General features: G+C 44.8%; 9 protein-coding genes and 1 pseudogene. 2 read left to right on the top strand and 8 right to left on the bottom strand.

Translation table 11 applies throughout. The annotated features are described in order from the left end of the window. Positions 1 to 115: 115 nt before the first annotated feature. Together HP568_RS18895 and HP568_RS18890 are read right to left on the bottom strand one after the other, a co-directional pair. A complete protein-coding gene (locus HP568_RS18895) occupies positions 116 to 3,241 on the bottom strand; it encodes a hybrid sensor histidine kinase/response regulator (RefSeq protein ID WP_173629910.1) in 3,126 nt (1,041 codons plus the stop codon). A 201-nt stretch (positions 3,242 to 3,442) separates the two neighbouring features. Next, complete coding sequence (locus HP568_RS18890) at positions 3,443 to 4,300, bottom strand: class I SAM-dependent methyltransferase (protein ID WP_173629909.1); 858 nt, start codon at positions 4,298 to 4,300, stop codon at positions 3,443 to 3,445. A gap of 367 nt (positions 4,301 to 4,667) precedes the next feature. On the opposite strand from HP568_RS18890, the gene HP568_RS18885 reads away from it, so the two are divergent. After that, positions 4,668 to 5,600, top strand: coding sequence for a YndJ family transporter (locus HP568_RS18885; RefSeq protein ID WP_173629908.1), 933 nt, complete (start codon positions 4,668 to 4,670; stop codon positions 5,598 to 5,600). A gap of 65 nt (positions 5,601 to 5,665) precedes the next feature. On the opposite strand, the gene HP568_RS18880 is transcribed toward HP568_RS18885, so the two are convergent. From HP568_RS18880 to HP568_RS18860, 5 genes and pseudogenes are all read right to left on the bottom strand, one after another. Next, complete coding sequence (locus HP568_RS18880) at positions 5,666 to 6,397, bottom strand: hypothetical protein (RefSeq protein WP_173629907.1); 732 nt, start codon at positions 6,395 to 6,397, stop codon at positions 5,666 to 5,668. Positions 6,398 to 6,553: 156 nt separating this feature from the next. After that, positions 6,554 to 7,579, bottom strand: coding sequence for a hypothetical protein (locus tag HP568_RS18875; protein WP_173629906.1), 1,026 nt, complete (start codon positions 7,577 to 7,579; stop codon positions 6,554 to 6,556). A gap of 33 nt (positions 7,580 to 7,612) precedes the next feature. After that, positions 7,613 to 8,014: an SMI1/KNR4 family protein gene (locus HP568_RS18870; protein ID WP_173629905.1), complete on the bottom strand. Its 402-nt coding sequence runs from the start codon at positions 8,012 to 8,014 to the stop codon at positions 7,613 to 7,615. Between the two features lie 85 nt (positions 8,015 to 8,099). Further along, entirely contained in the window at positions 8,100 to 8,624 is a 525-nt protein-coding gene (locus HP568_RS18865; RefSeq protein ID WP_254551346.1) for a hypothetical protein, read from the bottom strand. A gap of 316 nt (positions 8,625 to 8,940) precedes the next feature. After that, positions 8,941 to 9,518: pseudogene (locus HP568_RS18860) on the bottom strand (TMEM175 family protein). Positions 9,519 to 9,732: 214 nt separating this feature from the next. Here HP568_RS18860 and HP568_RS18855 point away from each other — a divergent pair. After that, complete coding sequence (locus tag HP568_RS18855) at positions 9,733 to 10,107, top strand: hypothetical protein (RefSeq protein WP_048035437.1); 375 nt, start codon at positions 9,733 to 9,735, stop codon at positions 10,105 to 10,107. Positions 10,108 to 10,205: 98 nt separating this feature from the next. Here the strand turns inward: HP568_RS18855 and HP568_RS18850 are convergent, their stop codons facing one another. Continuing rightward, positions 10,206 to 15,083, bottom strand: a complete 4,878-nt coding sequence (locus HP568_RS18850; protein WP_173629904.1) for a DUF8202 domain-containing protein — start codon at positions 15,081 to 15,083, stop codon at positions 10,206 to 10,208. Between the last annotated feature and the right edge of the window lie 294 nt (positions 15,084 to 15,377).

The raw sequence follows: 15,377 nt of genomic DNA, 5'->3' as shown, positions 1-15,377 counted from the left end.
TAATCTTATATGATTATTTACTTTAAGCTACCACAGTGAGTAGAATCCGAGCAATTGGAATTCGTTATTGTCATCATAAGTTTTACTAATCATTGGAAAACAACAAACCCCGGTCCTAAGATAAGGAACCGGGGTGTTTTTCACTCAAATTCTTGCTATTCAACTTGTTACGTACATGAAAAGTTATCTTTGTCCCTGTATCTAGCGTACTTTCGATATGCAGACCTGTTCCGAAGTGCCGCTTTAATCGCTGATCTGTATTGATCAATCCTACTCCTGAACTGCTATCAGCTTTTCTTTCGAGAAGTCGTTGTACTTGATCTTCGTCCATTCCGATCCCATCATCTTCAACAGTTATTTCAGCATGCGTTTTCTGGACGGAAATCCGAATCTTAATTTCCCCCCCACGAATACGGTTCATCACACCATGTATGATCGCATTTTCTACGAGAGGCTGGATCGTAAGAAAGGGAATTTTTATATCCTCACAGTCATCTATCTCCCAAACAACTTGCAGCCTTTCTTCAAACCGAACCTTTTCAATATATAGGTAAGAGCGCACCAGACTTAGCTCCGTTTCGATCGGAACAAGCCCGTCCATATCTTCAAATTTGAATTTATTCCTCAAAAAATTGCTGAACTCATACAGTAAATCACGCATCTTGTCCAAATTGATGTCACTTAAAGCCGTTACAGCGCTCAACGCATTAAATAAAAAATGAGGCTGGATTTGCGCTTGCAGCCATGCAGCTTCTAATCGCAGTTGTTCCCGGACGGATTGTTTAATCGTAGTTAGCGCCTTAATCCGTGATTTTATTTCCATTCCTTCCACTGGTTTGGTCACGTAATCGTTTGCTCCCGCTAAAAAACCACTTTGAATATCTTTTGGTTGGCTTCTTGCGGTAAGAAGCAAAACAGGGAGTTCCGTGAGTGTAAATCGCTCACGAATCATTCGTGTTAGCTCATATCCGGACATCTGCGGCATCATAATATCGGAGATGACGAGATCCCATTCCTTTGTATCCAGTATGGCCAACGCCTCTTTTCCACTCGTCACCATTGTTACATCATATTCGTCTGGAGGTAGTATGGCTTCCAGCACCTGAAGGTTAACAGGGTCATCATCCACAATTAATAGGCGCGGATGATCGCGATTCACTTCTAATAAAGTTGTTGGTTTCGTAGCTGAATGAATCTCCACTTTTGCCTGAATCGGCATAGGTTGTACGACTATCGGTTCGAATGAGCGAGAAACAGCCACCTCTTCCTCCGCTTCCATCTGTGCCAGCTTTAACGAAAAGGTAAATGTTGAGCCCTCCCCTAAAACAGAGGATACATCCAACGTCCCTCCATGAAGCTCAACCAGTTGCTTGCTTATTCGTAGACCTAACCCAAAGCCACCTTCAATCATGGTCTCACTCGTGCTGGCTTGCTCATAAGGACGGAATAGGCGCTTTTGCATGTCTTCATCCATTCCAATCCCTGTATCATGAATCACAATAAAAGCTCTTCCGTCCTTGGAAAAAGATTGAATCGAAATGATCCCTTCACTCGTATATTTCACAGCATTGTGAAGTAAATTGAAAACGATTTGAATCACCCGATTCTCATCCGCGTGTACGGGAGGAAAATCTTCTGGGATTTGATTTACGATTTTTACAGGCTTTACTTCTGTGTTAAATTGCAGCATATCAAGTACCCCGGTCACGATGGGCTGAATCCATATGACTTTTTTCTGTAGGCGCGGGTTGCCTTCCTGTAAACTCATTACATCGATCAAATCATTTAATATCAATGTCAGCCGTCGCCCTACAGATAAAACCGTTTCAAGCTCTTTGATACTCCTTTCCTTCAACAAATGTCGTTCCCTGTTTAAAACGGATTGTGACATGTTCAGAATGCTATGTAGCGGATTTTTAAATTCATGTGAAGTGTTGGCCAGAAATTGATCCTTATGGTCATTCATTCTTTGCAAGGTTGCAGCAATTTCTTTTGTGTTGGCATGCATGATGAAATAGCCCTTAAACCACACAGCGGCTAAGCAACCCATCGAAATAATCAGATCAAACGGATAGTAGACAAGACTCAACCCACTCTCCCGCCAAATTAACGACCAAATAAAATGGTGAAGCAACGCAAGAAAAGAAAAAAGCAGTAAAAGATTGCTCATGATGTCTTTGATCAACTTTTTAAAGATGGAAATCAACGTGATCACTGCGGCAATACCGACCAATCCAAAATAAACGGGAAAGAGCATCGTCACCTGATCAGGGTCTAAAAACAACGTAATGCCAGCAGTCCCAAAATTCATCACCCTGTATACAGGATACATCCTGCTCCAAAAAGGGAGTTCGCGATGATTCATACACTCCAACAAAGCGTAGGCGCCAATAACGAGGGCAATATTCGCTAACCGAAAATCCCAATCAATGCCGATATAAAATAATTGGTGGAACAACTTCTCATCGTTGCTTAACACGCTAGTAAGCGCTATGCATAATGTCAGCAAAGAAAAATACAGCAGATTCTTTTTCTTATCTCCTAGTAAAAATAAAATAAACGCATAAGCAGAATGTATAAGAAATATCATGGCTGCCAGAAGCTGCGTAGAAACGGAGACTTTTATTTCTTTTGCAATGGCTTCTTCTGAACCAAATTTAATGGATCGAACAATGCCGCTGCTTCGACCATCCACATAGTTTGCCGCCTGAATGACGATATCGATTACGCCATTTTCATCTGCCGTAAAGGTTGAAGAATAAGGCAGATTTTTCGCAATATATTCATCCTCCGATTCCCCCACCCGCCCCGATTTCGCAAGCAAACGGCCGTTTACGTATAATTCCGATGCCGTGCGCACGCTGGGTACACGAATACTATAATTCAGGTCCTTTTCCGGATTTACATACAGACGCAAGCGATAAGAAGCAAATCCATAGGGAGTTGACTTGTCTGCATGCAAAGCTTCATTCCATCTTCCCGGAACCTGAATAAGCGCTGGCTCCTTCTCTTCTATTCCTTTTTGCCGTCTGCCATCCATCAACCATTGAGAGGGATAAAACTCCCACTCTCCATCGAGTAAGAGAGTTTCGCCATCTTCTGCATTCCAATCACGCAAATCGAATTGCCCATTTTTAATGTCCGCTTGTTGATCACGAAACGATTCCATCCACAAAATGCGTGCACCGGACAAGATGATTACTACTAAGCCTAGTAATAGTAGGACATGGCCCTTTTTCATTTGACTCTCCTAGTCATTTTCTTCTTAGACATCCAAATAGAATCTGTCCATAATTTACCACATAGAATAGGGCAGAGAAATACAGTTGTTATGGAAAAAGCTACGGTTATCTGAGGAATACCGTAGCTTAGTCAAATGGAGTTCTATGAAGCTTTTCTATTTAATAGAGACCCGTTCCGGTTCATAAGCCCCGTCTCGACTCTATGTAGTGGCTATCAGGAACTCCTCTCCGCTTGGCAGCGAAAGACCATCGGTGCGTCCGGTGAAGTAGCGCTGGTTAAGTTCTGCCGAGGATACATGCTGGACTTCTCGAAAACCAGCCTCGCGGGCCAGTGCCACCATCTCCGGCGGTGTGAAGAAGCTGATAAAAGGTGTGCCGCTTGCTCGTGCTCCCTTTTCCGCCTCTTCAACCTCAGGACGCTCCTTGGTTTCTGTGAGGTTAAAGGGGAGCAGGAACGTCATAGCCAGCGTGGAGCCTGGGGCAAGCGTCGCTGCTTGGCCCAACGTAGCCACAATCGCATCCTTGGTGAGGTACTGAGTGACGCCAGTGGATGCTACCACAGCCGGTCGTCTGGCGTCAAAGCCAGCGGTCTTTAGTTGCTCCCACCAAGACCCGCCTGCCTCGAAGTCAACGGGTACGAATCGTAGCCACTCGGGGATGTCAAAGCCCAGCTCGCTCAAGCGTTGCTTCTTCCAGCCCTGTGTGCCTGGCTGATCGACCTCGAAGATCCGCATTCGAGAAGCGATCTCTGGTCTGCGCTGAGCAAAGGTGTCGAGGCCAGCGCCGAGGATGACGTACTGGGTGACGCCTTGCCCGAGCTGTTCGGTGACCAAATCTTCAATAAAGCGAGCACGAGCCACAATAGATGCTCGAAATCCGCTGGTGCTCTCCGGGTCCATGTCAGGGCGTTGGCGCCATCCGTCTTCCGGGTCCGCCAGTCGCAGACCGATCTCGTCTTCTAACACATGCGGCGGTGAATCGACCTGTACGTGCAAGGCCCGCCACAACGCGACCCGCACTGCCGTATGGTCTGGCTCCGTAATTTGCTTATCATGCATGGCTGCTCTCTCTCCTATCGATTCGTTTGATTTTAATATGCTCCGATTTAATAGGACAATCCTGACAAATAGCCATTCAATACTTCCAGACCACTCTCCTCCAATGACTTGCCGCCACCTAGTCTCAGCTTCATGAACTTATCGGCAAAAAAATTTAAAAAGGAGTACGCCGCAGCATGCTCCTTTTGTTGATTTGCATATGATTTTGCTCACTACTTCCCCGGCACATGCCTTGTAGAAGGACGGGTACAAAAATAACGGCTGAAACGAAGTTATCTCGTGAACAGAATAGCCCTCACAAAATGTGTTACACTACTATAAGCAACCACTTATATGAACATCTCGAATGACATCCTGGGGGCATGTGATGAAACCATTGATATCGGCGATTCCCGGTGGGATCATAACCATCCTTATCTTTTATCTGAATTACTTTCCATTTAATCTTGTCGAAAAATTCCTCATGTTTGCAGCTTTCGTCATTGTACCTCTAGTGATTTTACTTTTGCGCTATGACGAAAAGAATAAACAGCAACGGGTTATTTATGCTGCTATAAAGCTGCTTCAATTTCCCGCAGCGCTTCTCGCCTTAGCCTCTGTAATGGGCAGCAAAACGTGGGGACTGGGAAGCACAGCCATACCAGGGACCCTCTCGCTCGGGTGGCTACTGTTCACATTCTTGCTCTGCCTTTATGGCCTGACCGTTATTGTGAATCGCAAAGGAAGGACAGAGGAAATCGCGATTGGCGCGGGGCTCGTTTACTTTCTTATCGGGGGCATTTGGTTCACTCTCTATCAGTATCAATTTGATCTCTTCCAGGCTAAACCCGCGACGCATGCCCTGAGTTCGGTCCACTTTCATTTTTCATCAGCAATTGTTCCGATTTTTATCGGTCTATTGGGACGGATCATGACGAAGAAAAGCTGGTATCCCTGGGTCGTTGCTGTCGATATCATTGGACCCATTCTGATCGCTGTCGGGATTATTTTCTCGAAGCCGATTGAGTACATTGGCGTCACCTTGTTCGCGTGTAATATTGCGATTTACACTACTTATCTGCTTGCTTACTTGAGGAGAGGCTCATTGCAGAATAAGTCGAGCTTCTTTTTAGTCCTTTCCTGCATGGCCTTTTACACCATTGTCGTCGTTTCCATTTGCTATCCGATATTGAAAAGCATGTTTTCATTAACCATACACGATTTCATTCCGATTTACGGATCGCTGCATGCGTTTGGGTTTGTTTTATGTGGGCTGATTGGATGGGTGTATATGATAGATTCTCTTAAGGAAAAACGCTAGCTTGCGAGTTTACAACAAAGAGCAACATGAGTGATTACCACTACGTGTTGCTCTTTGTTTCTGAATTACACTTCGCATCCTTTTGATAGAAGCCATTGTTTCATAACAGCAAATGTTTGTTCAGCATCCTCTTCGTACATGACGGCAACCTCTTGCCTGTTGGCATAATTAAACCTTACATAGCCGCCTAGCTGCTGGTAAAACAGCTTGCAAAGATATTCGTTCTCAAGCACCAAATCAGGGAGAAAGGCTTCTTGGCACATGCCAGCCAGCTCCGGCAACGATATTCCATCCTGCATCGGGGGCAAGCGCAAAAAGAGGTGACTCCGCGTCTCCGACCACGGCTCATAATAAACCGCTCCCTCTTGGTCACTTCCGTATACTTGGCGATAGATTTCGTCCAGCACTCTAGCATACATCTCTTCGTCTTCCTGCTTCTGCCCTTGTAGCGATAGCGCCTTCAATCGCTCAGCATGCCTCGGCAGCCAAAGCAGTTGATCGGTCTGGAGATGCACGGCCAGAAAATCACCGTCCACCGTAGTGCCTATCGCAACACACTGACCGATTTGCTGCTGCGTAATCGGGCTGTCAGCGTCATGCTCCCATAAATCATACTCGGCAAAAGGCTGAAGGACCTCCGTATCAGGCAAATTGATATTCATCCATCCTCTGTAAGTCCCCTCACCGAATTGCTGTAAAAATCGGAAGTATCCCGGTGGAAAAAAAGCGGCTTCCTCCTTCGATAGCGCTTGGTTTCGGCCATCGGACAACCGCTTTGGCTGCGATACTATGTACATGAATGCCTCCTCCTGTATCCTACAAATCGAGACTTCCTCATCTGCGCTCGTCCATCAACCGTTCCAAAAACTTCGCAAAAGACGAAGCATACGTGTCATACATGGGCTTCACCCTCTCTCCTCACACTCGACTCATTCCGGGAGCAAGCGGCCTTTTCAGGAGCCGCTCCATTTTTGATAACCTAACTTTACTAACGATTCTTGTATTTCTTGGTCTACTTTTGTTTTGGTAGTCACAAATTCCACTGTAGATAGAGCACTTGGAAGTTTTTGATGGATAAAGGTATCAAAATCGATGGCTGTTTTTAAAATGCGGAGCTTGCGCAGCGAAGGCAATTGCTCCATTCCCGTCAAACGAGCCAAGCCTTTACAATTCCAAATGGATAGCTCCTCCAACGCCTTCATCTCCCGATCAAAGCTGACTTCACGCAGTTGAATTTGATCCTCAATCACAAGACGCGTTAGCGCTCGGAAGTTCGCGATATTGGACAAGTCATGAAAACCGCGGACTCTGGAAATCTCCAGATCGTCGATTTCATTCTCTTCCATTTCCTGAATATGCTCTCGTCCTCCAAGCAAAATGCGAAGGTGCTTCAGCTTTTTCAGTCGGTTAACAAAATGTAACGGTAATTTGCTGATCGAATGCAGCGCGAGATAATTCAAATCCTTCAGATCGCCTACCGCCTCCAGGTTTTTCACCTTGCCCCCGACATGCAATTGCTCCAGATGAAAGAACTCTTTCAAATATTGCAGGTTGAGAATTTTTTTCTCAGAGAGAATCGATAAATCTCTGAGAGAGCCCAGCGTATCTATTCCCAAAATGTCCGAATTCTCCAGCTCGTATATACCCAGGTGTAAACTATGCAAATGTTTCAGCGTGGCCAATACTTCCGTGTTATGCGCATGGGCAAGACTATTGAGATGCAGCATCTTGACATGGGGAATCCGCAAGAGAGTATGTCCATCGAACGAGAGAGAATAGTGCCCGTAGAAACGCACTCCGAAGTTTTCATCCAAACGCGCGCATAGCTCATCGACTTCCTCCAAAATGGAGCCATAAAACTCCGGGTGAGAGAACTGGACGATCACTTGGTTGCCTTCGCGTAAGTCCTGCTCGATCTGAACCCGATCCAGTTCAACAGGATTATTGATCAGAATCTTTCTCATCCATATTTTTCGCACGCGTGCATCCTCCTATGGCAAGCCCTTCGGTGATCAAACAAAGTAATGATCCTCAAACGAAATAACACCGTCCGTAAATGAAAATTGGTTGGCTTGGAACCTCTTTAATATTTCAATGGAAAACTCTTCGAATGAGTCTGCAATCACCTCTTGATAACCCATACCAGAGTGATATTTAAAAATTTGTCCCGCGTCCTCAAACAATTCATTCAGCATGGACCATGTTTCGATGATAGCTGGAATAGACAAAAAGGAGTTGTAGCCGATAAAAGGCACCTGCTCTTGTTGTCCGTTCCATGTAGATAGATAATCGCGAAAATAAATCGGTAGTTGTACGTTTAATGTGCTTTCTAAGAGGTTTATTTCTTCCGCTGTAGCAGGGGGATTAACTGTGGAATAAATCGGGTGTGATATCGTTTGGATATGTTGTCCCATACGTCCTTAGCCATTTCTGGTTCACCACCACTTTTCATCATATTTATTGAAAACAAGGAGGCGTGCCTATACAGCTCATGTAGTTTCAAAATTCATATTTCTCGAACCGTTCTCTGAGAGATTCCTCGTGTGGTATCCACTCCGCATCACTCCAAAAAGACATTCTTACGAGTTCCGACAGCTTATCAACGGCTTGATAAGGACTGGTCATGCTGATGAAGTCGTCAAAATCCTCATTACGGATATCTAACGCTTCTCGCAGGTAGTCATCATGAAGACGCTCTTCTTTGAGTCCATATTCATCCCTTGTCCACTGTTCACAAAAGATTCTTTCGGCTTGAATGTCTCCATTCTCGAAAACCGACAACTCGAATATTTCCTCATTCATATATCCGGCTGTCATCACTGGTTCCTTGGTAAGCTGAGACAATGTTTTGCCGATCTTCTTCACTGTGCCCCATACAAAATAATCGTGGAGCACGCTAATCCAGTTCTCGTTGCTTTTGCTTACATACATGACAACTTTGATCGCTTGAGCCTTATCTTTTGACTTGCCTAGTACTTCGGGGGCAAATTTGCGAATGATCTTCCCACGAGCTGGCCTCCTCAAATCGCTTTCTCATGCATGGTTGTTATTTCCATTATAGTATGGGTCTTTCCTGGGTCTACCTACTTTTTGCCTGAATTTTTGAAATGATCTTTTCATCTTAAGGTAGAAGCCATTCTGTTTCTTGTATTCGCTCTCCCCGTCAGGTCATTGTAGTAGATGGCGGTTCTACGCTGGTATGACAACGAATCCAATCAGAAAAAAACGATCTCCATTGATGATATGGCTCACCGTGTTGTCTATAACGGCAACCTCTTGAAAAAAAGAAGCCTCCGGTTTGGAGGCTTCTTTTCGTTTCCTATGCTTTTCTCAGATCCAATTATTCGCTTCTCAAAATGTGCTCGATTCGCTTTTCCGGCACGACCCAGATCGCGGCAACGAGTACGTAAAAGAAGCCGGATACCCATGGACTCACATACGCGGTCAATATCGCGAGCAAATAGAGAACAGGAGATATTTTCACCTTCCAGTCTCTGCCCATTGACTTTACGAATGCAGAATCGCCAGAATGCTGATTAATGATTGCGAGTTGAAGCATTCTGTAAGAAGTCGCTGCAAGCAAAAGAATGATCCCGTACAATGCCATCGGAGTGGGCGCAAACTGGCTTTCCCCCATCCACGCGGTCGTAAACGGAATAAGAGATAGCCAGAAGAGCAATATCAAATTCAGCCACATGAGCCGCCCATTCATTGTGCGAACCATGTGCAGTAGATGATGATGATTGTTCCAGTAGATGCCGATATAAACGAAACTGAAGATGTAGCTAAGAACTTTTGGGCCTATTCGATTAACGAATGCCAGTCGTGGCCTTCTGGTACTTTGAATTCTAGTACCATAATCGTAATGATAATTGCCAGCACGCCATCGCTGAACGCTTCCATCCGGTTTGCTCTCATTTGGTGATCACCTATTTCCCGCTTTGCGCGCTGAATTGATCTAATAGATATCCATAGTTTATTCTATCTTTTCTTCATGATGTCAAGCACAACCTTTCCCTCATTCAGGATTGTTTTAACGCAGACACTTGGCCAATTTGATGACGAAGACCGAGATCCCATTGTGCTACAAAGTGATCCCTATTAGTATATTATGGAAGGGGGTAGGGTTTCGTTGAAAACAGCGAGTGAGATACTTTCGATAATCAGTCATGACCGTTTTTTAGAGAATGTCTTCAATAAAGATGTTGATTGGGACGCTGAATTAGACGCTAGGGATGCTGTTGAATTTGATACGGCATGGAGTTCTAGTTACAAAAAAGTTGATGAAATTGACCCCTCTGAAAATACCGTTATCAGAGAAATTAGGGAATTTGTGTTCAAGCAAACTTTTCGGATAACCCAGAATTCTGAGCTGGCAGGGTATGCGTCGGACGACTTTGGTCTGATTTCCAAGGCGTTTGAAAACAAGATCAATATGGAATTTATCAATAACCTGTGGGATTCCTACCTGCAAGGGATTTTCCCGAATTACAGTATATGTGAATGAATCTTCATACATAGGGGTCATGAGAGTAGTCGAAAAAGACCGGAGAAGCATATAAAATATGCACTCCGGTCTTCTTAGATTAGGAAAGAGAGTTCCCTTTACTTTTTGGTTGCTGCTTCAATATCTTTGTACGCCCAATGGGTTGAAGGTACATCTGGCCAGCTTTGTCCTATTACTGAACTTAACTGCGAATGGTTCAGCAAACGATTGATGATAGTGACCGTTTCTGCTCGAGTCAATGTATTTTGGGGATGGAATGTACCATCTGGATAGCCGGACATGTAGCCTTCTTTACTTACTGCCGCGATAATCTGAGTTGCCCAGTGATCTGCTGGTACATCGTAGAAGTTGTTCGGCATGCCGTCTCCATTTAATCCCAGATGTTTGTATACAATGGTCGCCATTTCCGCGCGCGTGATTCCGCCTCCCGGGTTGAACGTGCCATTCGAATAACCGTTCATCAGCCCTGCTGCATTCGCTCTTCTAATCGCATCTGCCGCCCAATGTTGGTCGGCTACGTCCATAAACATTCCACTTGCGGATGTAGTCTTAACCATTCCTGTGTTTACCAGGATCATGGCCATTTCTGCACGGGTCACTTGGCGATTTGGATCGAAGTTTCCTGTTGGGTAGCCGTTCATGTAGCCTGTTTGGTCGTTTTCTTCTTTCGCAGGCTCACTTGGCTTCGGTGCTACATTACCGGAGTTGCCTCCAGTAAAGAACGGGTTTTGAACTTGATTAGTGCCGTCCCGGTCTTTTTTCCGTTCTTTTTCCCGGTCTCTGTCTCGTTTATCGACAGATTCTAAACCTCTTCTTGCTTTTTTAAGCTCAGCAAGTGCTTCGTCTACCTCGTCTTGGGTTGCATCAGGATCATCCAGTACGTCATTTGCTCGCTTTAATGCTTTTTCGAGTTTTCTCCAACTGGAAGATGTATAGTCATCCTCATCCAAGTCTTCATCGTCAATTTCATCTACTCTTGCTTGCAGCTTTGATTTGTCTACTGTAGGTGTTGGCGTTGGCTCGTCTGGTTTTTTCAAACCTTCTCTGGCCTTTTTCAATGCCGAAAGCGCTTTGTCTACTTCTTCTTGGGTTGCATTGGGATCAGCCAGTATCGCATCCGCTTTTCTTAAAGCTTTTTGCAGCTCTTCCCAGCTCTCGCTTGTGTAGTCTTCACCCTCAAGACTCTCGGATTGGATTTCGTCCGCTTTTGCTTGCAGTTTTGATTTGTCGACTGTAGGTGTAGGCGTTGGTACGCTTGGTTTTTTCAAACCTTTTCTGGCCTTTGTCAATGCCGAGAGCGCTTCGTCTACTTCATCTTGGGTTGCATTTGGGTCAGCCAGAACTGTATCCGCTTTTTTCAATGCCTTTTGCAGTTCTTCCCAGCTCTCGCTTGTGTAATCGTCTGCCTTTAGATTCTCGGATTTAATTTCGTCCGCTTTTGCTTGCAACTTTGATTTGTCGACTGTAGGCGTAGGCTCGCTTGGTTTTTTCAAACCTTCTCTGGCTTTTGTTAATACCGAGAGCGCTTCGTCTACTTCTTCTTGGGTTGCATTTGGATCAACGAGAACCGCATCCGCTTTTTTCAATGCCTTTTGCAGTTCTTCCCAGCTCTCGCTTGTGTAATCGTCTGCCTTTAGATTTTCGGATTGGATTTCGTCCGCTTTTGCTTGCAGCTTCGATTTGTCGACTGTAGGCATAGGCACGCTTGGTTTTTTCAAACCTTCTCTGGCTTTTGTCAATGCCAAGAGCGCTTCGTCTACTTCTTGTTGGGTTGCGTTTGGATCAGCCAGAACCGCATCCGCTTTTTGCAATGCCTTTTGCAGTTCTTCCCAGCTTTCGGTTGTGTAATCGTCTGCCTTTAGATTCTCGGATTGGATTTCGTCCGCTTTTGCTTGCAGCTTCGATTTGTCGACGACAGGTTCGGTTGGTGCTGTAACTACGGTAATAGACTTTGTCGCTTTGGCTGACTTGCCGTCTACTGTCGTCGCTGTTACCTCAATTGTATATTCACCATCTTTTAAATCTTGGGTAGGTGTAAACGTCCAGTTGCCGTTTTCATCTAAGATAATATCACCTGAAACCTCTACTTCTTGGCCTTGATTTTTAATGACTACCTTGATGGTAGAACCAGCTTCAGCTGTTCCTTTAATCTCTGGCTTCGTTACCGTGACTGGATTGGCACTTGGTTCAGTAATCGTAAGTGTCGCCCCAGAATCTACATTTTTGTTAAATGGATCTACTGGAGCACCGTTTGTACCTTTTAAGTTCCCCAAGCCATCATAGGAAATGTTTACTGCTTTATTGGAAACATCCGTACCTGCTGACAAGGTGATCACTAGCTTTGTAGCATCATTTTCGTCAACTTTGAAAGTTAGACCACCGTTTTCTACAGGTGTACCATCAACTGTAATTGTAAACCCAGTTAAATTGGTTAAAGCCACTCCTCGATCAAACGTCACCGTTAATTTATTGCCATCCGCTACTGTTTGCTCAATGGTAGCATCTGTTGGTACGGGTACAGTTGCGGCAACCGTAAAATAATTGCCATGTGCAAATTCAGCACTATTAAGTGTTACTGTACCATCTGTTAGTGGATGGAATGCATCATTCTGATCGAATTGCTCATCCTCACTGACAACCAGATACAAAGGCCACTCAGAAGCACCTTCTACTTTGTCTACGTGCAGGGTAATGTCTGTATCTTGCCAATTCGTTTTCTCTACTTTATAGGTGCGGCCAATACGTTTTAGACTTTCTGTATCTTTTGTTATTGGAGTCACGAATGTAACGTCTCCACCATTATCGCTAAAAACAAAGAATGATTTATCTTGTGCAATCGTCTTGGTATTCTGGGCATTCGTCTCTTCGATCGCATTTCCTATTGCAAGCGTGACATTGGCACCGTCAACCTGAGATTTCGATTGCTTTTGATACAAAGCACCTACTTCATCACGACCGATCCCTGTGATGCGGTTGGCGTAGCCAGTGTTGTTGCTAGCTGCCCACATCGTAGAGCCATCGCTAGCGACATAATCAATCGGAGCATTATTATCATCTTTCAATGTCAATCCGTATTTTAAAGCAAGGTAACTGTTGACTTTGTTTCGGTCTTCATCAGTCAATTTACGGTTATAAAGGATCGTTTCAGACATCTTCCCGTAAAAGCGACTGTTATGACCTGCACCAAAATAATAAGGTTTACTTCCGCTTGTTATAGGAGATACAAAGTTGGGAGTATTGCTGTTTGTCGTCTGTAACACTTTCCCATTTAGCGAAAGTACCCAATCATTTGGTGCACTCCAGATGTTTAACATCGCTCCATTTTTTAATTGGTAATCACCGACGTCTGCGCTCAGGATACCTTCGTCTCTACTGAAATTTGCGCTTATGGATTTTCCATTATTACCTCCATAAACAACTGGAGCTATATATTTTCCTCCAAACTCCCATGGAAATCCGCTATATCTGTCACTTGCTTGGACAGAGAATATTTCCCGATCCGTAGTAGCATTATGATTAAAATCAATGGAAGAGCGAGTATAATACCCTTTATTAGAGTCAATTTGGATTCCGCTATTAAAATTCAGAGCGTTAGGCACATTGTCATTGGAAGTAGCACCGTTAGGCATCCATGCTCCGCCATCTGCCAAGTCTGTTAATTGATTGATTTGTTTCCCCGAAAGCACAGCACTTTGTTCTACATCAACCCAAGAGAGCAAGCCCTCACTCACCCCGCCTGGTGATGTTGATGTCGCAATGGCAGAGACTGTTCCGGTTGCCGTAGCACCACCAATGGCCACAGCGCTTAAACTGCTTTCAACTGAAGCATTGTCGGGAATATAGTAAACGGTCACTTTTCCTTCGCTGTCTGTTTTCACTGTAGACCAGTCTGTGATCGGGTTGCCAGTTGCATCCTTCCAGGTTCCAGCCTGGGAGCTTGTCAACGCGACAGGCACCTCTACAGCATTCTGGCCTGTAGCATCTTTGGCAGTAATCACAATCGGATAAGCACCATTTACCTTTGAACCAACCTCCATGTTCAGAGAGGATGGGGCCTGTTTGTATTCGCTGGAAGTATCAGGGTTGCCGAAATCGCTGCCAATCGGAGCAAGGTCGTTAACGAAATACCAGCTCAAGACTTTGTGACTTTCAGCAGCTCCCCCTGTCGCAGCTGTAAAACCTGCATAGATCTTATCTTTTCCTGCAAAAGCTTGCTTCAAATTTATGCCGTTACCCGTAATAAAAGGTGCCTCGGGTTTTGTTGCTGTATCGCTAAAGTAAACGGTCAGCGTTTCGGCAGAACCATCGTAGTCGATCCAAGTATAGTACGTCTTTCCATTGGATAATACATGGCCTGTACCATTCAAATCCTTGAACCAGGTCTGCTTTACAGGATCATTTGGATAGTTGTACACATCACCATCTACCGCAATGCCAATATAGTTGTTGGAAGGATCACCCCATCCAGAACCATTCTGATACGTATCAAACTTTACCGCTACGCTTGGCTTCACTGGCCCTTTGCCATCCCACGGCCCGCCAATGCCAAGAAAGCCTCCTTGTGCACCCAGGTTTTCCGGGTCGGATACGATGGCAAAGGTCATTCCATCCCCAGAGCTGGAAGCATTGATTTCAAAGGAGAAACCTGTACTAAATGACATGTTTTCATTCGGGTTGATCCCAACTCTATTAAATACACTGCCTTGTTGCGCCTTAATATTATCGGTAAGGACCATCTTGCCCGCATCCTCACCAGTGCCCCAATGTGCATTTCCATTTACCTTGAATAAAGCTTGTTGATCCGTGTTCGCAAAGTCTTTCATGTCAAACTTGTAGGTCAACCACTTTATCGCCTCAGCCGCCTGTACTCTTCCAGGGACTCCTGGCATCGAGAAACTGCTTGCCACCAACGTCAACAAGAGCATAAACGCCAGTGAACGCCTCCACCAATTTCGCCGCTTTGTGCTAGTATTCATTGCTCTTCCTTCCGCTCCTCTCAAGTCTCTATCTTTCTTGCGATTGCCTAAGAAAGAAATCGGCCCTCATCCATCGAACACCCCCTTCACCAAAAGAAGCTATTCTGCCTATGAGCTTGATGGAGCTTCTAAAATATTTTGTATAAGCTATCTATTTTTCAATAGATCTTTCCCGATATGACATCTTAACAGGGCCGCCTCTACAAAACCTCTACAACTTTCCTAGTCTACCTTGATATATTCTTTAGTAAGAGGTGTCCTGAAAATCTTGTCGAAGAGTATTCATTATGAGAA

This window comes from Brevibacillus sp. MS2.2 (assembly GCF_013284345.1).
GTDB lineage: Bacteria > Bacillota > Bacilli > Brevibacillales > Brevibacillaceae > Brevibacillus > Brevibacillus brevis_C.
The sequence above is the reverse complement of the archived record's forward strand: the minus strand, read 5'-3'. Positions and strand labels throughout refer to the sequence as shown.

Excerpts from the sequence above, each read along its gene's own strand:
- HP568_RS18895 (WP_173629910.1), bottom strand. The coding sequence starts at position 3,241 with ATGAAAAAGGGCCATGTCCTACTATTACTAGGCTTAGTAGTAATCATC.
- HP568_RS18890 (WP_173629909.1), bottom strand. The coding sequence starts at position 4,300 with ATGCATGATAAGCAAATTACGGAGCCAGACCATACGGCAGTGCGGGTC.
- HP568_RS18885 (WP_173629908.1), top strand. The coding sequence starts at position 4,668 with ATGAAACCATTGATATCGGCGATTCCCGGTGGGATCATAACCATCCTT.
- HP568_RS18880 (WP_173629907.1), bottom strand. The coding sequence starts at position 6,397 with ATGTACATAGTATCGCAGCCAAAGCGGTTGTCCGATGGCCGAAACCAA.
- HP568_RS18870 (WP_173629905.1), bottom strand. The coding sequence starts at position 8,014 with ATGGGACAACATATCCAAACGATATCACACCCGATTTATTCCACAGTT.
- HP568_RS18850 (WP_173629904.1), bottom strand. The coding sequence starts at position 15,083 with ATGAATACTAGCACAAAGCGGCGAAATTGGTGGAGGCGTTCACTGGCG.